This is a genomic window from Pseudomonas sp. 21LCFQ02 (assembly GCF_024129895.2).
Classification (GTDB): Bacteria; Pseudomonadota; Gammaproteobacteria; order Pseudomonadales; family Pseudomonadaceae; genus Aquipseudomonas.
In genome coordinates this window covers 792,812-810,525 of record NZ_CM178749.1, presented here as the reverse complement: position 1 = coordinate 810,525, position 17,714 = coordinate 792,812, and the positions used below count along the sequence as shown (strand labels likewise).

General features: G+C 60.9%; 16 protein-coding genes. 3 read left to right on the top strand and 13 right to left on the bottom strand.

Annotated features, from left to right (window positions below):
• Positions 1–81 precede the first annotated feature (81 nt).
• Positions 82–297, bottom strand: a complete 216-nt coding sequence (gene rpsU, locus NJC40_RS03850) for a 30S ribosomal protein S21 (protein ID WP_003255575.1) — start codon at positions 295–297, stop codon at positions 82–84.
• A 236-nt stretch (positions 298–533) separates the two neighbouring features.
• On the opposite strand from rpsU, the gene tsaD reads away from it, so the two are divergent.
• Positions 534–1,559 (top strand): tRNA (adenosine(37)-N6)-threonylcarbamoyltransferase complex transferase subunit TsaD, encoded by a 1,026-nt coding sequence (gene tsaD / locus NJC40_RS03845; RefSeq protein WP_253142398.1) that lies wholly within the window; start codon positions 534–536, stop codon positions 1,557–1,559.
• Between the two features lie 49 nt (positions 1,560–1,608).
• Here the strand turns inward: tsaD and plsY are convergent, their stop codons facing one another.
• The gene (gene plsY / locus NJC40_RS03840; RefSeq protein ID WP_045484306.1) at positions 1,609–2,178 is read right to left on the bottom strand and encodes a glycerol-3-phosphate 1-O-acyltransferase PlsY; all 570 of its coding nucleotides are present in this window, start codon (positions 2,176–2,178) and stop codon (positions 1,609–1,611) included.
• A gap of 74 nt (positions 2,179–2,252) precedes the next feature.
• Here plsY and folB point away from each other — a divergent pair, with 74 nt between their 5' ends.
• Complete coding sequence (folB, locus tag NJC40_RS03835) at positions 2,253–2,606, top strand: dihydroneopterin aldolase (RefSeq protein WP_045484303.1); 354 nt, start codon at positions 2,253–2,255, stop codon at positions 2,604–2,606.
• Complete coding sequence (gene folK, locus NJC40_RS03830; RefSeq protein ID WP_253142399.1) at positions 2,597–3,118, top strand: 2-amino-4-hydroxy-6-hydroxymethyldihydropteridine diphosphokinase; 522 nt, start codon at positions 2,597–2,599, stop codon at positions 3,116–3,118. Before folB ends, folK begins: the two co-directional genes overlap by 10 nt.
• A gap of 122 nt (positions 3,119–3,240) precedes the next feature.
• Here the strand turns inward: folK and NJC40_RS03825 are convergent, their stop codons facing one another.
• The 11 genes from NJC40_RS03825 to NJC40_RS03775 form a co-directional block, all read right to left on the bottom strand.
• The gene (locus tag NJC40_RS03825) at positions 3,241–4,482 is read right to left on the bottom strand and encodes a multifunctional CCA addition/repair protein (protein ID WP_253142400.1); all 1,242 of its coding nucleotides are present in this window, start codon (positions 4,480–4,482) and stop codon (positions 3,241–3,243) included.
• A 131-nt stretch (positions 4,483–4,613) separates the two neighbouring features.
• Positions 4,614–6,179: a SpoVR family protein gene (locus NJC40_RS03820; RefSeq protein ID WP_045484293.1), complete on the bottom strand. Its 1,566-nt coding sequence runs from the start codon at positions 6,177–6,179 to the stop codon at positions 4,614–4,616.
• Positions 6,176–7,447 carry a YeaH/YhbH family protein gene (locus NJC40_RS03815; RefSeq protein WP_253142401.1) on the bottom strand — a complete coding sequence of 424 codons (1,272 nt, stop codon included), beginning with the start codon at positions 7,445–7,447 and terminating at the stop codon, positions 6,176–6,178. The genes NJC40_RS03820 and NJC40_RS03815 overlap by 4 nt, the downstream gene beginning before the upstream one ends.
• 154 nt (positions 7,448–7,601) lie before the next feature.
• Positions 7,602–9,524, bottom strand: coding sequence for a PrkA family serine protein kinase (locus NJC40_RS03810; protein ID WP_045484288.1), 1,923 nt, complete (start codon positions 9,522–9,524; stop codon positions 7,602–7,604).
• 287 nt (positions 9,525–9,811) lie between these two features.
• Positions 9,812–10,132 (bottom strand): thiosulfate sulfurtransferase GlpE, encoded by a 321-nt coding sequence (gene glpE, locus NJC40_RS03805; RefSeq protein WP_045484283.1) that lies wholly within the window; start codon positions 10,130–10,132, stop codon positions 9,812–9,814.
• Positions 10,129–11,019: a symmetrical bis(5'-nucleosyl)-tetraphosphatase gene (locus tag NJC40_RS03800; protein WP_045484280.1), complete on the bottom strand. Its 891-nt coding sequence runs from the start codon at positions 11,017–11,019 to the stop codon at positions 10,129–10,131. Before NJC40_RS03800 ends, glpE begins: the two co-directional genes overlap by 4 nt.
• Positions 11,019–11,399 (bottom strand): Co2+/Mg2+ efflux facilitator ApaG/CorD, encoded by a 381-nt coding sequence (gene apaG / locus NJC40_RS03795; RefSeq protein ID WP_045484278.1) that lies wholly within the window; start codon positions 11,397–11,399, stop codon positions 11,019–11,021. The genes NJC40_RS03800 and apaG overlap by 1 nt, the downstream gene beginning before the upstream one ends.
• Before the next feature lie 343 nt (positions 11,400–11,742).
• A complete protein-coding gene (gene rsmA / locus NJC40_RS03790) occupies positions 11,743–12,549 on the bottom strand; it encodes a 16S rRNA (adenine(1518)-N(6)/adenine(1519)-N(6))-dimethyltransferase RsmA (protein ID WP_045484275.1) in 807 nt (268 codons plus the stop codon).
• Positions 12,546–13,535, bottom strand: coding sequence for a 4-hydroxythreonine-4-phosphate dehydrogenase PdxA (pdxA, locus tag NJC40_RS03785; RefSeq protein WP_253116956.1), 990 nt, complete (start codon positions 13,533–13,535; stop codon positions 12,546–12,548). The genes rsmA and pdxA overlap by 4 nt, the downstream gene beginning before the upstream one ends.
• On the bottom strand, positions 13,532–14,854 hold the full coding sequence (locus NJC40_RS03780) for a peptidylprolyl isomerase (protein WP_045484269.1): 1,323 nt from the start codon (positions 14,852–14,854) through the stop codon (positions 13,532–13,534). Before NJC40_RS03780 ends, pdxA begins: the two co-directional genes overlap by 4 nt.
• Positions 14,835–17,606 (bottom strand): LPS-assembly protein LptD, encoded by a 2,772-nt coding sequence (locus tag NJC40_RS03775; protein WP_253142402.1) that lies wholly within the window; start codon positions 17,604–17,606, stop codon positions 14,835–14,837. Before NJC40_RS03775 ends, NJC40_RS03780 begins: the two co-directional genes overlap by 20 nt.
• Between the last annotated feature and the right edge of the window lie 108 nt (positions 17,607–17,714).

Genomic DNA, 17,714 nt, shown 5'->3' with positions numbered 1-17,714 from the left:
GTGGGTTTTGTCAGTAAACAACAACTGCCGACAGCCCGGCTTATGGCCGGGCAAGGCAGAAGCTTGCGGCGTCAGTCTGTATTAGTACAGACGAACGGCGCGGCGCTGTTCGCGCTGAACTTTCTTGGCGTGACGCTTTACGGCTGCCGCTGCTTTGCGCTTACGCTCTGCAGTTGGCTTCTCGTAGAATTCACGGCTGCGAACTTCAGCCAGAACACCGGCTTTTTCGCAGGAGCGCTTGAAACGACGCAGAGCTACGTCGAAGGGTTCGTTCTCTTTTACTTTGACGGCTGGCATCCAGAGCTACCTTCATTCATTACCGGGGGGCAACGCTTCGTGCAAACGTTGCACTGAATACGTCGGTTTTTAAGGGTTGCGGATGTTACCCCTTCGTCAGCAGGAATGCAAAGCCTCTGATCGAAAAGCACTGGTCGGCATGCGGGTCGGCGACTATGATGCGCGCCTTCTTGAGGCTGAGCGCTCAGGCTTTTGCGCGGTCTCGTCAAGTTTGCCCCCCTGAAAAGGCGCACCCCATGCTAGTACTGGGATTAGAAACTTCCTGCGATGAAACCGGCGTCGCATTATACGACAGCGAGCGCGGCCTGCTGGCCGACGCGCTATTCAGCCAGATCGACCTGCACCGGGTGTATGGCGGTGTGGTGCCCGAGCTGGCCTCGCGCGATCACGTCAAGCGCATGCTGCCGCTGATTCGTCAGGTGCTGGCCGAAGCCGACTGCGTGGCCACCGATATCGACGCCATTGCCTACACGGCCGGCCCCGGGCTGGTCGGCGCGTTGCTGGTCGGTGCGTCGTGTGCGCAAGCGCTGGCGTTTGCCTGGGACATTCCGGCGCTGGGCGTGCATCACATGGAAGGCCATCTGCTGGCACCGATGCTTGAAGCCCAGCCACCCGAGTTTCCGTTCGTTGCTTTGCTGGTTTCCGGTGGTCACACCCAACTGGTCCGGGTCGATGGCATCGGTGAATACGAACTGATGGGCGAGTCGCTGGATGACGCGGCCGGTGAAGCCTTCGACAAGACCGCCAAGATGATGGGCCTGCGCTACCCTGGCGGCCCGGAAATTGCCCATTTGGCGAGCAAAGGCGTGCCAGGGCGTTTTACTTTTCCGCGGCCGATGACCGATCGTCCGGGCCTGACGTTCAGCTTCAGCGGCCTGAAAACCTCGGCGCTCAACACCTGGCAGCAGTGCCAGGCGTCTGGCGACGACAGCGAACAAACCCGTTGCGACATCTCGCTGGCCTTCCAGCAGGCGGTGGTGGACACTTTGACCATCAAGTGCAAGCGGGCACTCAAACAGGCCGGGCTCAAGAGCCTGGTGATCGCCGGTGGTGTGAGCGCCAACAAGGCGCTGCGTACGTCGCTGGAGAGCATGCTGGGTGAGATGAACGGCCAGGTTTTCTACGCACGGCCACAGTTCTGTACGGACAACGGCGCGATGATCGCCTATGCCGGCTGCCAGCGGTTGCTGGCCGGGCAGAAGGAAGGGCTTGGGATCAGTGTTCAGGCCCGCTGGCCGATGGAGCAGTTGCCGAGCCTGTGAGCGGGCGACGTGCAGCGGTTTTGGTGCTGATCAATTTTCATACGGGCATTCAAAAATGTCGTTCGCGTCCTTCGAGCAGGTCGCGTAGATTGCCGCGATGACGCCAGACAATCAGCAGGGTCAGGACGCTGACTGGCAGCAGCACTCTGGGTTCCTGCCAGGCCAGCAGTGGCAGGGTCAGGGGCGTGGCGATCAATGCCGCCAGCGAGCTGGTGCGGGTCAGATGAAAGGTCAGTAGCCAGATGAGCGCAGCCAGCAAGGCCGCCGGCGGATACAGCCCGAGCAGCATGCCGGCGGCGGTGGCGACACCCTTGCCACCCTGAAAGCGGAAGTACAGCGGAAACAGATGCCCCAGCACCGCGCAGACACCGATCCAGGCCTGCTCGTTGTGGCTCAGGCCGCAGTAGTCGGCGATCAGCACAGGCAACAGGCCTTTGCAAAGATCGCCTGCCAGCGTCAGGATGGCGAGTTTCTTGCCGGCCAGGCGCAGCATGTTGGTTGCCCCGGCGTTGCCTGAGCCGCTGGCACGTGGGTCCGGGCTGCCAGTGAGGCGGCTGAGCAGGATGGCGAAGGACAGTGAGCCGAGCAGGTAGGCGAATATCGCCAGTAACCAAAACATGCTAACCATTCCGGGCGAGGATGCCCTGATTCTAACGGCGCATCGCGCCCTTGTCGTGCAGTGGAGAGTAGTGCTTGGACAGAGTGTTCATCGAAGGGCTGGAAGTTGACACCGTCATCGGCGCCTACGATTGGGAGCGCAGCATTCGTCAGTGCCTGCGTCTGGACTTGAGTTTCGCCTGGGATAACCGCCCGGCAGCCGAGAACGACGACCTGAGCAAGGCACTGGATTACGCCAGTGTGTCCGAGCGCATCCAGGCTTTTGCTGCGCAGAGCCAGTTCCAGTTGGTCGAGACGTTTGCCGAACGGCTGGCCGAGGTGTTGATGAGTGAGTTCAACATTCCGTGGTTGCACATCAAACTGACCAAGCCCGGCGCCGTTGCCGCCGCCAAGGGTGTGGGCGTGGAGATCGAGCGCGGATGTCGCTGACGCGGATTTTCCTGGGCCTGGGCAGCAATATCGAGCGCGAACGGCACCTGGCAGCCGGGCTTGATGCCCTGGCCGGGTTTCTTACCGACCTGAGTTGCTCGCCCGTGTTCGAAAGCCATGCGGTGGGGATCAAGAGCGGGCCGTTCTTCAATCTGGTGGTTTCGGCGCTGACTGATCTGCCGCTGATTGAACTGGACCGCCGGTTGAAATTCATCGAGGCAGATAATGGCCGTTACGCGCCTGATCGCGTCGGTTTGCCGCTGGATATCGACGTGTTGCTGTACGGTGATCTGGTCGGCAATTTCGACGGGCTGATCCTGCCGCGCGCTGAAATTCTCAAAAATGCCTTTGTCTTGTGGCCGTTGTCATTGATCGCCCCGGAGCGTGTGCATCCGGGAGCAGGGCAGTCGTTTGCCGGTCTTTGGGCCGGCTCGCAGATCGACCAGCAATTGTGGCCGGTTGCGTTTGAATGGCGGGGGCAGGCTTTGACGCCTGCGGAGTTGCTCGGTTAAGCCTCGGGGGGAGCGACCTTGGTCGCGAAGGGGCCCAACATCTGCTGCGAATGTGCCGCCGTCTTCGCTGGCAAGCCAGCTCCCACCAGGGGCATACAGTACCTAAGTGGACAGTATCGGCTCTAGCCCCGAAGCCTTTGCTGGTAATCGGCCTTGTAAACCTTCAACTGATCCAGCCGCGCTTCTTTCAGCGCATTGCCCAGTTCCTGGCCTTTGAGGCCTTTTTCCAGTAGCGGTTGTACCGACACGGCGCGTGCGGTTTCGGCGGCGCCCTGCAGGTAGCTTGCCTGTGGATAATCGCGCTGTTCGAACCCCAGCCGGCCGCGAGCGTCCATTTCGCAGGCGCAGATAAACTCCTGGAACCGCTGCGGGCGTCGGTACACGTCGAAGCTGTGCAGCAGTTCCAGCAGGGTCGAGGGTTTGAGTTCCAGTGCCCGATGGCCATGGGTGTGGTACTGGCCGACCAGCAGCGCCAGTTCCTGGCATTCTCGCGGCGCGCGCAGGCGTTCGTTGAGCGCCTTGATCAGGGGCAGGCCGGTGTGTTCATGGGCGATGTGGCGGGGCCATTCGCTTTCCGGGGTGACGCCTTTGCCTAGGTCATGCAGCAAGCAGGCCCAGCGTACGCTCAGTGGTTGCTGGTGCCGTGCGGTCTGTTGCAAAACGTTCAGTACATGCTCACCGGTGTCGATCTCGGGGTGATGTGCCTCGGGCTGCGGTACGCCAAACAAGGCTTCGACCTCTGGCATCAGTTCTTTGAGCGCGCCGCAGTCGTGCAGCACACGAATGAACACCTCGGGGTGATCCTCCATCAGGGCGCGGGAGATTTCTTTCCAGCTGCGCTCCGGCGTCAGTGCCTGAAGTTCGCCCGATTCGCTGAGCTGACGCATCAGGTCCATGGTTTCTGGCGCGATGCTGAACCCATGGCCGGCGTAACGTGCCGCAAAGCGGGCGACGCGCAGCACGCGCAGCGGATCTTCGGCAAAGGCCGGGGACACATGACGGAGTATGCGGGCTTCAAGGTCGTGCTGGCCGCCGTAGGGGTCGGTCAGGTTGCCGTCCTTGTCTTCGGCCATCGCGTTGATGGTCAGGTCGCGACGGATCAGGTCCTGTTCCAGCGTAACCTCGGGGCTGGCATGAAAGACGAAGCCGCCGTAGCCGACCCCGCTCTTGCGCTCGGTACGCGCCAGAGCATGCTCTTCACCGGTCAGGGGATGGAGGAATACCGGAAAGTCCGTGCCCACCGGGCGATAGCCCTTGATCAGCATTTCGTCGCTGGTCGCGCCGACCACGACCCAGTCGATATCGGTGACGGGTTGCCCCAGCAAGCGGTCGCGCACGGCGCCGCCGACTTTATAGATCTGCATAAGAACCTCCGTAAGCCCGACAGGATAAACCCTGTGTGGGGCTGACGGAGGTTAAAAGTGCATGACGATCTTTCTGAAACCTCCCAAAACGACCTGCTGGCTGCCTCGCTTAGGTTGTTGCAGCCGCCCTTTCAGAGGTGGTGGACCACCGCCAGATCCAGGCGCGGGTATTCGCTTTCGGCACCCTCGCCACGGGGCGGCACGTGATGGGTCTTGACCACCTGGTCGCCCTGCAGGGTTTCCAGATGCACGTCAAAGCCCCACAGGCGATGCAGGTGCTTGAGTACCTCGTCAGTGGACTCGCCCAGCGGCTTGCGGTTGTATTGCTGATGGCGCAGGGTCAGCGAGCGGTCGCCGCGTCGGTCGATGCTATAGATCTGCACATTGGGTTCGCGGTTGCCGAGGTTGTACTGCGCGGCCAGGGTTTCGCGGATGGTGCGGTAACCGTCCTCGTCATGAATGGCCGGCACCAGCAGTTCATCTTTCTGGTCGTCGTCCATGATGCTGAACAGCTTCAGGTCGCGCATGACCTTGGGTGACAGGTACTGGAGGATGAAGCTCTCGTCCTTGAAGCTGCTCATGGCGAACTTGATGGTGCTCAGCCAGTCGCCACCGGCAATGTCCGGGAACCAGCGGCGGTCTTCTTCGGTGGGGTTCTCGCAAATTCGGCGGATATCCTGAAACATCGAGAAGCCCAGGGTGTAGGGGTTGATGCCGCTGTAATAGGGGCTGTCAAAACCCGGCTGATAGATCACGCTGGTGTGCGATTGGAGGAACTCGAACATGAAGCCGTCGGTGACCAGGCCCTCGTCGTAGAGGTCGTTGATCAGTGTGTAGTGCCAGAAGGTCGCCCAGCCTTCGTTCATCACCTGGGTCTGGCGCTGTGGATAGAAGTACTGCGCGATCTTGCGCACGATGCGCACCACCTCACGCTGCCAGGGCTCCAGCAACGGGGCGTGTTTCTCGATGAAGTAGAGGATGTTTTCCTGCGGCTCGGCCGGGAAGCGGGCGTTGTCTGACTGGCTGTTTTTCCCTGCGTTTTTCGGGATGGTGCGCCACAGGTCGTTGATCTGCCGTTGCAGGTGTTCTTCACGGTCTTTTTGCCGGCGGCGCTCTTCCTCGGCGGAGATCGGATACGGCCGCTTGTAGCGGTCCACGCCGTAGTTCATCAGTGCGTGACACGAGTCGATCAGGTCTTCGACGGCATCGATACCGTGGCGTTCTTCGCACTGAGTGATGTACTGCTTGGCGAATACCAGATAATCGATGATCGAGCTGGCATCGGTCCAGGTGCGAAACAGGTAGTTGCCCTTGAAGAAACTGTTATGCCCGTAGCAGGCGTGGGCCACCACCAGTGCCTGCATGCAGATGGTGTTCTCTTCCATCAGGTAGGCGATGCACGGGTCGGAGTTGATGACGATCTCGTAGGCCAGGCCCATTTGCCCGCGGGAATAGGATTTCTCGGTGCTCAGGAACTGCTTGCCGTAGGACCAGTGGTGGTAGCCCAGCGGCATGCCGACCGAAGCGTAGGCGTCCATCATCTGTTCGGCGGTAATGACCTCGATCTGGTTGGGGTAGGTGTCCAGGGCGTAACGGTCGGCAATACGGCTGATTTCACGGTCGTAGGCCTGGATCAGTTCGAATGTCCACTCTGACCCCGTGGAGAGGGGCTGGCGTTTCTGATCTCTAGCGGTCATGTCACTAACCTGCGCTGGAAGAGTTCACGGAATACCGGGTAGATATCACCGGCGGAAACCAGTTGCTGTTGGGCGAAGGTGTCGGCGAACTCTTCGCCGATGCGTTCGTATTCGAACCACAGCGCCTGGTGCTCGCGCGGGGTGATCTCCACGTAGGTGTAGTACTGCACGAACGGCATGATCTGCTTGGTGAGAATTTCCCGGCAAATGGGCGAGTCGTCGTTCCAGTTGTCGCCATCGGAAGCCTGTGCGGCGTAGATGTTCCACTCGTTGGCCGGGTAGCGCTCGGCCATGATCTCCTGCATCAGTTTCAGAGCGCTGGAAACGATGGTGCCGCCGGTTTCGCGTGAATAGAAAAACTCTTCTTCGTCGACTTCCCGGGCACTGGTGTGGTGACGGATGAACACGACTTCGATCTTGTCGTAGTTACGCTTGAGAAACAGGTACAGCAGGATGAAGAAGCGCTTGGCGACGTCCTTGGTGGCCTGGGTCATGGAGCCGGATACGTCCATCAGGCAGAACATCACGGCCTTGGAGCTGGGGTTGGGTTGCTTGACCAGCAGGTTGTATTTGAGGTCAAAGGTATCCAGGTAAGGAACGCGACGAATACGGCCCTTGAGCCGTTCTATTTCTGTTTCAAGTTCCTGGATATCGCCGAAGTTGTCCGGCTCTTCCAGCTTGATTCGCTCAAGTTCGGCCTGGGCCTGCTTGAGCTTGGCGCGGCTGCTGCCGGACAGCGCAATGCGCCGCGCATGAGCCGAGCGCAGGGTGCGGATGATGTTGATGCGTGAAGGGTTGCCCTCGTTGCTGATCCCTGCACGTACGGTCTTGAAGGTGTCGGTGCCGGTGAGGTTGCGCTTGACCAGGTTGGGCAGCTCGAGGTCTTCGAACATGAACTCCAGAAACTCTTCCTGAGTGATCTGGAACACGAACTCGTCCATGCCTTCGCCGCTGTTGCTGGCCTTGCCGGCCCCTTTACCGGCGCCACCGCCTTGCGGCCGGGCGATGCGCTCGCCTGCGGTGAATTCCTTGTTGCCGGGATGCACCACGGTCTGTTTGCCGCCGCGCCCGTGGTGCAGCACTGGCTCGTCGATATCGCGGCCAGGAATGCTGATCTGTTCGCCATGTTCCATATCGGTGATGGAACGACGGCTGACGGCTTCTTCCACCGCCTTCTTGATGTGGTCACGGTAACGCCGCAGGAAACGCTGGCGGTTCACCGTGCTCTTGTTCTTGCCATTGAGGCGTCGGTCGATCACATAGCTCATACGGGCCCCTTAGGGGAGCTGCAAGCTCCAAGCTACAAGCTGCAAGTTAGACTGTCGAAACGCCGGCTTCACGCGACCATCGGTCAGTGCGTCGAACCTGTGAGGACGACGCACTGACGTTCTGGCCACTCGAAGCTTGTCGCTTGTGGCTGTCTTATTGCGATTTGCGTACGCGCAGGTACCACTCGGAGAGTAGCCGTACCTGTTTGTCGGTGTAGCCCCGCTCGACCATTCGAGTGACGAAGTCGTTGTGTTTCTGTTGGTCCTCTTTGCTGGCTTTGGCGTTGAAGCTGATGACCGGCAGCAGGTCTTCGGTGTTGGAGAACATTTTCTTCTCGATCACCACCCGCAGCTTTTCATAGCTCAGCCAGGTCGGATTCTTGCCATTGTTGTTGGCCCGCGCACGCAGGACGAAGTTGACGATTTCGTTACGGAAATCCTTCGGATTGCTGATGCCGGCCGGTTTCTCGATCTTTTCCAGTTCTTCGTTGAGGGCCACGCGATTGAGGATCTCGCCGGTTTCCGGGTCGCGATATTCCTGATCCTGAATCCAGAAGTCCGCATACAGCACGTAGCGGTCAAAGATGTTCTGCCCGTATTCGCTGTAGGACTCAAGGTAGGCGGTCTGGATTTCCTTGCCGATGAACTCGATATAGCGCGGTGCCAGGTATTCCTTGATGAAGCGCAGATAACGCTCGCGGGTTTCGGCCGGGTATTGTTCCTGCTCGATCTGCTGTTCGAGCACGTACAGCAGGTGAACCGGGTTGGCGGCCACTTCATGCGGGTCGAAGTTGAACACTTTGGACAGGATCTTGAAGGCGAAACGGGTCGAAAGACCGGTCATGCCCTCATCGACACCGGCGCTGTCGCGGTACTCCTGAATCGACTTGGCCTTGGGGTCGGTGTCCTTGAGGTTTTCGCCGTCGTACACGCGCATCTTGGAGTAGATGTTGGAGTTCTCAGGCTCTTTGAGGCGCGACAGGGTGGTGAACTGCGCCAGCATCTTGAGCGTATCCGGCGCGCAGTGAGCGTTGGCCAGGGAGCTATTGATCAGCAGTTTCTCGTAGATCTTTATTTCATCGCTGACGCGCAGGCAGTACGGCACCTTGACGATGTAGATCCGGTCGATGAATGCCTCGTTGTTCTTGTTGTTACGGAAGCTGTGCCACTCCGACTCGTTGGAGTGAGCCAGCAGGGTGCCGTTGAACGGAATCGCGCCCAGACCTTCGGTGCTGTTGTAGTTACCTTCCTGGGTAGCGGTGAGCAGCGGGTGAAGGACCTTGATCGGCGCCTTGAACATCTCGACGAATTCCATCAGGCCCTGGTTGGCACGGCACAGCGCGCCCGAATAGCTGTAGGCGTCAGCGTCGTTCTGCGGGAACTCTTCAAGCTTGCGAATATCGACCTTGCCCACCAGGGCAGAGATGTCCTGGTTGTTCTCATCCCCCGGCTCGGTCTTGGCGATACCGATCTGGTTGAGAATCGAGGGGTAGAGTTTGACCACCTTGAACTGGCTGATGTCACCGCCGAATTCAGCCAGCCGTTTGGTGGCCCAGGGCGACATGATGGTGCTGAGGTAGCGACGCGGAATGCCGAAGTCCTCTTCGAGAATTTCGCCGTCCTCGGCTGCGTTGAACAGCCCCAGCGGCGACTCGAATACCGGCGAGCCCTTGATTGCATAGAAGGGCACTTTCTGCATCAGTTGTTTGAGTTTCTCGGCCAGGGACGATTTACCGCCGCCCACTGGACCCAGCAGATAGAGAATCTGTTTCTTTTCTTCCAGGCCTTGGGCGGCATGGCGGAAATACGACACGATCTGCTCGATGCACTCTTCCATTCCGTGGAAGTCGGCGAAGGCCGGGTAACGTCTGATGACCTTGTTGGAGAACACCCTCGACAGCCGCGAATTGGTGGAGGTGTCCACCAGTTCAGGTTCCCCAATGGCCATCAGCAGTCGCTCTGCTGCCGAAGCATAGGCGCTGCGATCCCGTTTGCAGAGCTCAAGGTACTCCTGTAATGAGAGCTCTTCCTGCCGTGTGGTTTCGAAGCGTTGTTGGAAGTGGCTAAAAATACTCATGACGTCACCTCGCTCGATACGTTGAGCCGGCGGCGGATCGTCAGTCGATGCTGGCGGCAGCTGAGTCTCCAGATGCCGTTACCCCCCAGAACACCATAAAAGTAACTACCGATGACCCACGCGCCGATGTACCGGCTCTCCCCGGATTACGGATGGCCTGAGGGTAAGGATAGTTGGATTTCGCAAAGGTACAGGAGCGATATGCTCACAGGGCCCTCAACCGTTCGTCGGTTTCGGGCCCCAGCCCGCGCAGAATGCGGGGTGAGCCTTATGAAATTTTTTTTCAGTCAGCCTTGCGCGGTTTCGCCCGGATAGGTGCTGCGCCACAGTTCGAAACCGCCGTCCAGGCTGTAGACGTCCGAGAAGCCCTGGCTGACCAGATAGGCCGCTGCACTCTGGCTGGAGTTGCCGTGGTAGCAGACCACGATCACTGGCTGGTCGAGGTCCGCCTTGGCAATGAAGTCAGCCAGCGAGTGGTTGTCCAGATGCCGGGAGCCGGCGATATGGTTGCTGGCGAAGGTTTGCGGGTCGCGGATGTCGACCAGTGCCGCGCCCTGTTCGCGCAGGCCCTGGGCCTGCTCGGGGGCGATACGTTTGAATTCTGTCATGTCGGAGGCTCCTGGGCGTTGATGAGGCGGGCGGGTGTCGGCGTGATCGGGTTGGGGGCGACCGCCCGGCCATTATGATCGCAATCGCAGCGGTGGCGCGCCAGCGTGTCGAGGTTGAGCAAGGTCATGCTGCCGCCCCACACGCAGCCGCTGTCCAGAGCAAAGACGCCAGGCTCGTCGCAGCGGCCTTCGAGTGCCGCCCAGTGGCCGAAAACGATCTTCACCTCACGGGTCTTGCGTTGCTTGTGGCTGAACCAGGGCGCGTAGCCGGGCATCGCGGTGTCGATGCCTTCCTTGCCCTTGAGGTCGAGCTTGCCCTCGCTGGTGCAGAAGCGCATGCGGGTAAAGTAATTGGTGATGACCCGCAGGCGCGTGGTGCCCTCCAGGTCGTTGTCCCATTTGGCCGGCTCATTGCCGTACATATGCGCCAGAAACGGTTCGTACTGCTTGTCGTCGCGCAGCGCCTGTTCGACTTCGGCGGCCAGCCGGAGGGCTTTTTTCAGTGACCACTGTGGCGGGATGCCGGCATGGGCCATGGCGATATTACGCTCGGCGTCATAGTGCAGCAGCTTCTGGCGGCGCAGCCAGTCGAGCAGCATCTGGCCGTCGGGTGCGTCGAGAATTTCGCTCAGGGTATCGGACTTTTTCAGGCGTTCGGTCCTGCGCGACACGGCCAGCAGGTGCAAGTCGTGATTGCCCAGCACGCAGGTCACTGAGTCGCGCATGGCGTACAGGTAGCGCAGGGTTTCCAGTGACTGCGGGCCGCGGTTGACCAGGTCGCCGACCAGCCAGAGATTGTCCTGGCCAGGCGTGAAGCGGACTTCTTCAAGCAGGCACTTGAGCGGCTCAAGGCAACCTTGCAGGTCGCCGACAGCATACACCGCCATCAGTGCAGGGCGCCCGGCACGGCCAGGCGGAACGGGACGATCACGGCATCGAAGCGCTTGCCGTCCTCGGCGAGCATCTGGTAACTGCCCTGCATGTTGCCCACCTTGGCCGGCATCACGGTGCCGCTGCTGTAGGTGTGGCTCTGTCCGGGCTGGATCAGTGGTTGCTGACCGACCACGCCGTCGCCGCGTACTTCTTCGACATTGCCGTCACCATCGGTAATGATCCAGTGGCGTGACAGCAGCTTGGCTGGCAGCAGGCCATTGTTGTGGACGGTGATGGTGTAGGCAAAGGCGAAGCGGCTCTGCTCGGGATTCGATTGTTCAGCGAGGTAGCGGGTTACGACGCTTACATCAATCTGGTAGCGAGGGTCGGACATGCAGTGGGCCTTGAATGCAAAGGGCGGAAAACTCAAGCACTGGCTCAGTTTAGGGTCTGTTGCCATCCCATCACAACCGCGCCGAGGCCTGTTTTGTTGGCCAGTATAGGCGCCACTCTGTTGGAGTGCGTGTAACAAAACAGCCACGGACCTACGGGTTGCGCGCCAAATCGCGCCATGCTTCGTCGAAGGACTTGAAAAGGGAGCGACCATTTCCTGCGTCCTTCGCCTCGCCTGACACGATTTGGCGCTGCAACGCGGCCTGCGCTGAAACGGCAACAGACCCTACGCCATGTACGGAGAAAGTCATCGGCAGCGATGCTCCCCGTACCGGTCTTTGGGGTCAGTGCGCCTGGCTTTTTTCGCTGAGCTGATCAGCCAGACGGACGAACGCCGCCAGGTCGAGCTGCTCGGGACGCAGGCTGCCGTCTACGCCTGCGGCCTCGATGTCTTCGCTGCTGAGCAGCAGTTTGAGGGTGTTGCGCAGGGTCTTGCGGCGCTGGTTGAAGGCTTCGCGGACGATGCGTTCGAGCAGGCGGTGATCCTTGGCAGGGTGCGGCAGGGTTTCGTGCGGGACCAGCCGTACGATGGCCGAGTCGACCTTGGGCGGCGGGTTGAACGCGCCGGGTCCGACGTTAAACAGGTGTTCGACGCGGCAATGGTACTGGACCATGATCGACAGGCGACCCCAATCACCACCGCCAGGGCCGGCGGCCAGACGCTCGACGACTTCTTTCTGCAACATGAAGTGCATGTCGCGGATCAGCGCCGAATTGTCCAGCAGGTGGAAAATCAGCGGTGTCGAGATGTTGTATGGCAGGTTGCCGACCACTCGCAGGCTGTGCGGCGTCGCGCCCAGGCTGTTGAAGTCGAACTTCAGTGCATCGCCCTGATGCAGGTTGAAGTTGGTCTTGCCGGCGAACTGGTGATTGAGGATCGGGATCAGGTCCTTGTCCAGCTCAATCACGTCAAGCTGTGCCCCGCTGCCCAGCAGGCCTTCGGTCAATGCGCCCTGGCCAGGGCCGATTTCCAGCAGGCGGTCTTCAGGGCGGGCACGGATGGCGCGCAGGATACGGTCGATAACTCCGGCGTCGTGCAGGAAGTTCTGGCCAAAGCGCTTGCGCGCCCGGTGTTGGTATTGCTCGGTCATGAATGGGTCTCGGCCATCTGGTAGGCGGTTTGCAGAGCCACGAACAGGCTGCCGGTGTCGATCCGGCCGGTGCCGGCCAGATCCAGTGCGGTGCCGTGATCGACCGAGGTGCGGACGATCGGCAGGCCCAGGGTCACGTTGACCGCAGCGCCGAAGCCTTTGTACTTGAGGACCGGCAAGCCCTGATCGTGATACATCGCCAGCACCGCGTCGCAGTGCTCCAGATATTTGGGGGTAAACAGGGTATCGGCCGGAAGCGGGCCGCGCAGGTCGAAGCCCTCGTTGCGCAGGCGCTCCAGCGTAGGTTCAATGATGTCGATTTCTTCGCGCCCCAGGTGCCCGCCCTCGCCAGCGTGGGGGTTGAGGCCGCAGACCAGGATGCGCGGTGTGCTGATGCCGAACTTGCCGACCAGATCGTTGTGCAGGATGCGGGTCACGCGCTCCAGGCGCTCTGCCGTGATGGCGTCGGCCACCTCGCGCAGAGGCAGGTGTGTGGTGACCAGCGCGACACGCAGATCGCCGGTCGCCAGCATCATCACCACTTGTTCGGTGTGGGTCAGTTCTGCAAGAAACTCGGTGTGCCCGGAAAAGGCGATACCGCCTTCGTTGATCACGCCCTTGTGCACGGGGGCGGTGATCATGCCGGCGAAATGGCCGTCGAGGCAGCCTTGCGCGGCACGGGTCAGGGTCTGCAGGACGAACGCGGCATTGGCCTTGTCGAGCTGGCCGGTGCGCACCGGTGCCGCCAGTGGTGTGTCCCAGACATACAGGCTGCCAGCAGGCGCGGGCGTGTCAGGAAAGGCGTCAGCGCTGACCGGCAGCAGCTCAACGGCCAGCCCCAGTTGCGCGGCCCGCTCAAGGAGCAGGTCGCGGCTGGTGATGGCGATCACAGGGTGTGGCTGGGGCTGCGCGGCGATCAGCAGGCAAAGGTCAGGACCAATGCCGGCCGGCTCGCCGGGCGTCAGGGCGAAGCGGCGTGGCTTCACTGAGTGGCCTGGGCAGCGCCAGGAAGTTTGATTTCCACGTAGGCTTCGTCGCGGATCTGACGCAGCCAGGTTTGCAGCTCTTCATCGTACTTGCGGTTGCGCAGGGCATTGAGTGCCTGCTGCTCGCGGGCCTGGCTGGTGGCGTCAGTCGAGCGACGTCCCAGCACTTCCAGTACGTGCCAGCCATAGGCGGTCTTGAACGGTTTGGACAGCACGCCTTGCGGCGTCTCGTTCATGACCTGGCGGAACTCTGGAACCAGCGAGTTGGGGTCGACCCAGTTCAGGTCGCCGCCGTTGAGCGCCGAGCCAGGGTCTTCCGAGAAGCTTTTTGCCAGCTCTGCGAAGTCTTCACCGGCCTCGATACGGTCATACAGCTTGCCGGCCAGACGACGGGTTTCGGCTTCGCTGCGGATTTCGCTTGGCTTGATCAGGATGTGGCGAACGCGGACTTCGTCACGCAGTTGCACCTGGCCTTCACCGCCACGCTTGTCGAGCAGCTTGAGGATGATGAAGCCGCCGGGGGTCCGCGCAGGCGGCGTGATCTCGCCGGGTTTCATCGAGCTGAGCATGTCGCCGAACGGCGGCGGCAATTGAGCAGCTTTACGCCAGCCCATGTCACCGCCGTCCAGGGCGTTTTCGGTTGCCGAGCGAGCAATGGCCAACTGGGCGAAGTCTGCGCCTTTCTGCAGTTGTGCGTAGATGTCCTGGGCCTGCCGGGCCGCTGCCTGGATATCGGCAGAGGAAGCACTGTCAGAGGTGGCGATCAGGATATTGGCCAGATGCAGGTCTTCAGACATTTGCGCCTTGCCCAGGTCCGAGGCGAGGAAGTTCTTCACTTCCTGTTCCGAGACCTGGATACGCTCGGCGACCCGGCGCTGACGCACGCGGCTGATGATCATCTCGCGGCGGATCTGTTCCCGGGCATCATTGTACGACAGGCCATCGTGGGCCAGCGCAGCACGGAACTGCTCGATGCTCATGCCGTTGCGCTGGGCGATGGTCTCGACTGCCGAGTTGAGTTCTTCGTCGCTGATGCGAATGCCGGCGCGATCACCCATCTGCAGTTGCAGGTTTTCCAGAATCAGACGGTCGAGGGCCTGTGGCTGCAGCGCTTCGGCAGGCGGTGTGCCACCACCGCGCTTGGCGATGGTTTGCTGGACTTCGCGCACGCGCTGGTCGAGCTGGCTTTTCATGATGACGTCGTTATCGACGATGGCCACTACGCTGTCGAGCGGTTGGACGGCCGCATGGGCCGCGCCGCTCAGCAGCAGGGCGCCCAGCATCAGCGGGCGCAGGCAGTTACAGAGCTTTGTCTTCACGTTCACGATAACCTTGAATGCCGTTGTTCAGGAAGCTCTCGACCTTGGCGCCTGTGACGCCACCGAGGCCCTTCAACACAATTTGCAGGAACACGCCGCGGTCGCCTTTCTCGTTCTGAGGGGCTTCCTGGCTGTATTCGTCGTAGTCGACCCAGTAGCGGCTGACCAGGCGCAGCTTCCAGCAGCAGCTGTCATATTCGAAGCCGCCGAAGGCTTCCAGGGTGCGGTCACGGTTGTAGTCATACTGCCAGCGGCTGATCAGGCTCCACTGCGGCACGATTGGCCAGATGACCGAGAAATCGTGCTGCTGGATCTTGTAGTAGTCCTTCACATAGCCAGGGGTGCCCGGTGTGCCATAGTCACCGCCGCCCACGCTCCAGCGACCGGTGGTCTGGTCGTAGCGCACCAGGTCATTACGGTATCGGTAGCCGGCGTTGATGATCTTGCCCGGGTTGTCTTCAGGCTGGTAATGGAACATCGCGCTGCCCGAACGGGTGCTGCGGCTGTCTGGGTCCCAGTTGAAGTCGGACGAGAAGCGCCAGTCGCGGTTGAAGCGGAACTCGTATTCCAGGGCATAAGGCGAAACGTTGGCCTGGGCGTCGTCGCGGTCGGCGAACACCACGCCTGGCAGTTGCACCTTGCGGTCGCGGAAATACAAGGCCTGGCCGATGCTGAAGCGTTGGCGCTCGAAGCCGTTGTCTTCGATCCAGCGGTTGGTCACGCCCAGCGACAGCTTGTTCTCGTCACCGATGCGGTCGGCGCCGACGAAGCGGTTATCGCGGAACAGCGAGCTGTAGTTGAAGGTGGTTTCAGCCGTGTCGAACACCGGAATGTCGGTCTGGTCCTTCTCCGGTACGTAGAGATAGAACAGGCGAGGTTCGAGGGTCTGACGGTAGTCCTTGCCGAACAGCTGGGTGTCGCGGTCGAAGTACAGGCCGCTGTCGACGCTGAACACCGGAACGCTGCGGTTCTGGCTGCTGCTGTACTGCTCGTCGGCCAGCAGGCTGTTCTGGCCACGGTTGTCGAGGTCCAGGTCGTACTGGGTGTAGACGTACTTGAGCTTGGGCGTGACGAAGCCCCAGGTCCAGTTCAGCGGCAGGCTGACCGATGGTGCCAGGTTCAGACGGTCGCCGTTGGCGCGCGCCAGGCCTGTGACGTTGTTGTCCAGGCGCGGGCTGGCATTGCCGTTCTCGTCGATGAAGCTGCCGTTGCGCAGGTCACGCTCGAAGCGTACCAGCTCGGTTTGATAGTCGAACTGCAGGCCGCCCGGGTTGTACGGCAGGGTGCCGTTCAGGGTCAGCTGTGGCAGACGGTTGTAAGGCGTGATGTTGGCCACGGTGGCCAGCTTGTAGGCCTGTGCGTTGAGTTGCGCGGTGTAGCTGTCGCCGCGGTAGGTCAACACGCCTTGCTGGTTGATGTAGTCGGTTTTCGACACGCCAATCTGATCGGTCTGCAGGTCCTGGAAGTAGTACGGATCGCTGATGTCGGTGTAGTCGACCTTGGTCATCCAGCGCGAATCCAGACCCCCCTTGTGCTGCCAGTTGATCATCCAGCGGGTCTTGTCGTAGTCGGTCTGCAGCTTGCGCTCGTCTTCTTCGTCGTTGAGCCAGGCACCGCCGAACTGACCTTCGCTGCTCTTGGTCAGGTAACGGAATTCGCCTTCCATCAACAGGCCACGCTTGCTCATGTAGCGTGGGTACAACGTGGCGTCGTAGTTTGGCGCCAGGTTGAAGTAGTACGGCGTAACCAGCATGAAGCCGGTGTCGCTGCCGGTGCCGATGGTCGGCGGCAGGAAACCGGACTGGCGACGATCGTCAATCGGGAAGTAGATATACGGTGTGTAGAGGACCGGTATGTCTTTTACCCGCAGGGTGACGTTGGTCGCGGTGCCGAAACCGGTGGCCGGGTTCAGCGTGATGTTATTGCCTTTGAGCGTCCAGGCATTGCTGCCCGGTTCGCAGGAGGTATAGGTACCGTCCTTGAGGCGAATGATGGCGTTCTCGGAGCGCTTGGCGTACTGCGCATTACCGCGGATGTGCGAGTCGTGCAGGACGTATTCGGCGTTGTCGACCTGGGCTTCACCGGTGTCGAGTTGCAACTCGGCACGGTCACCGACGATCAGCGCGCCTTTGTCGCGCAGGCGTACGTTGCCGGTCAGCTCGCCACGGTTTTCAGCCTGGTGCAGAGCGGCCTCCTGGGCCTCGATCTGCATGCTGCCCTGGCGCATGACCACGTCACCGGCCAGCGAGGCGATCTGCTCTTGCTGCTGGTAGCGCGAAGCCTTGGCACCGATGAAGGTCGGCGCCTCGTTCTTTGGCGTGGTGTCGTCCATGCCCGGGCGCAGCGGCTCGACATAGGCACCGGCACAATAAGGCGCGGTTTCGGCCAGCTGCGCAGGTGTCAGCTTCTCGCGCGGTACCCAGTCAAGGTGGCTGTAGTCGGCACTGCGCGACTTCAGGCCTTTGCCTTTGGCTTGGGTAACCTGTTGGGCGGCGGGCTCTGCTGTCGAGGCGCTGTCGGACACAACGGTGCCGCTGCCGGCGCTGACGGCCGTGGCGGTGTGTGCAGGACGGGGCGGCAATGGCGCAGCGCTGGATTTCGGCGCGCAGTTCCAGGCTCCCGAAGCGGACACCGAACAGTCATACTGGTCGGCGGCAACCACGGAGGTGGAAACCAGAGGTTGCATCGCCAGCAGACTGCCGGTTACCAGCAACGGAAATTTTTTACGAAACGCGGGGGATTTCAATGCCATCTTATTAGTCCGGGCTTCCTGCGCGCCATCTGCCCGCGTGGGGCCGCACGCCTTTCGATGGGCTGAAAAAGATCCCGGATGATAAAGCATGACCCGCTTGACGGCTAG

Coding starts and splice junctions, on each gene's coding strand:
- rpsU (WP_003255575.1), bottom strand. CDS start 297: ATGCCAGCCGTCAAAGTAAAAGAGAACGAACCCTTCGACGTAGCTCTG.
- tsaD (WP_253142398.1), top strand. CDS start 534: ATGCTAGTACTGGGATTAGAAACTTCCTGCGATGAAACCGGCGTCGCA.
- plsY (WP_045484306.1), bottom strand. CDS start 2,178: ATGTTTTGGTTACTGGCGATATTCGCCTACCTGCTCGGCTCACTGTCC.
- folK (WP_253142399.1), top strand. CDS start 2,597: ATGTCGCTGACGCGGATTTTCCTGGGCCTGGGCAGCAATATCGAGCGC.
- NJC40_RS03825 (WP_253142400.1), bottom strand. CDS start 4,482: ATGCAGATCTATAAAGTCGGCGGCGCCGTGCGCGACCGCTTGCTGGGG.
- NJC40_RS03820 (WP_045484293.1), bottom strand. CDS start 6,179: ATGACCGCTAGAGATCAGAAACGCCAGCCCCTCTCCACGGGGTCAGAG.
- NJC40_RS03815 (WP_253142401.1), bottom strand. CDS start 7,447: ATGAGCTATGTGATCGACCGACGCCTCAATGGCAAGAACAAGAGCACG.
- NJC40_RS03810 (WP_045484288.1), bottom strand. CDS start 9,524: ATGAGTATTTTTAGCCACTTCCAACAACGCTTCGAAACCACACGGCAG.
- glpE (WP_045484283.1), bottom strand. CDS start 10,132: ATGACAGAATTCAAACGTATCGCCCCCGAGCAGGCCCAGGGCCTGCGC.
- NJC40_RS03800 (WP_045484280.1), bottom strand. CDS start 11,019: ATGGCGGTGTATGCTGTCGGCGACCTGCAAGGTTGCCTTGAGCCGCTC.
- apaG (WP_045484278.1), bottom strand. CDS start 11,399: ATGTCCGACCCTCGCTACCAGATTGATGTAAGCGTCGTAACCCGCTAC.
- rsmA (WP_045484275.1), bottom strand. CDS start 12,549: ATGACCGAGCAATACCAACACCGGGCGCGCAAGCGCTTTGGCCAGAAC.
- NJC40_RS03775 (WP_253142402.1), bottom strand. CDS start 17,606: ATGGCATTGAAATCCCCCGCGTTTCGTAAAAAATTTCCGTTGCTGGTA.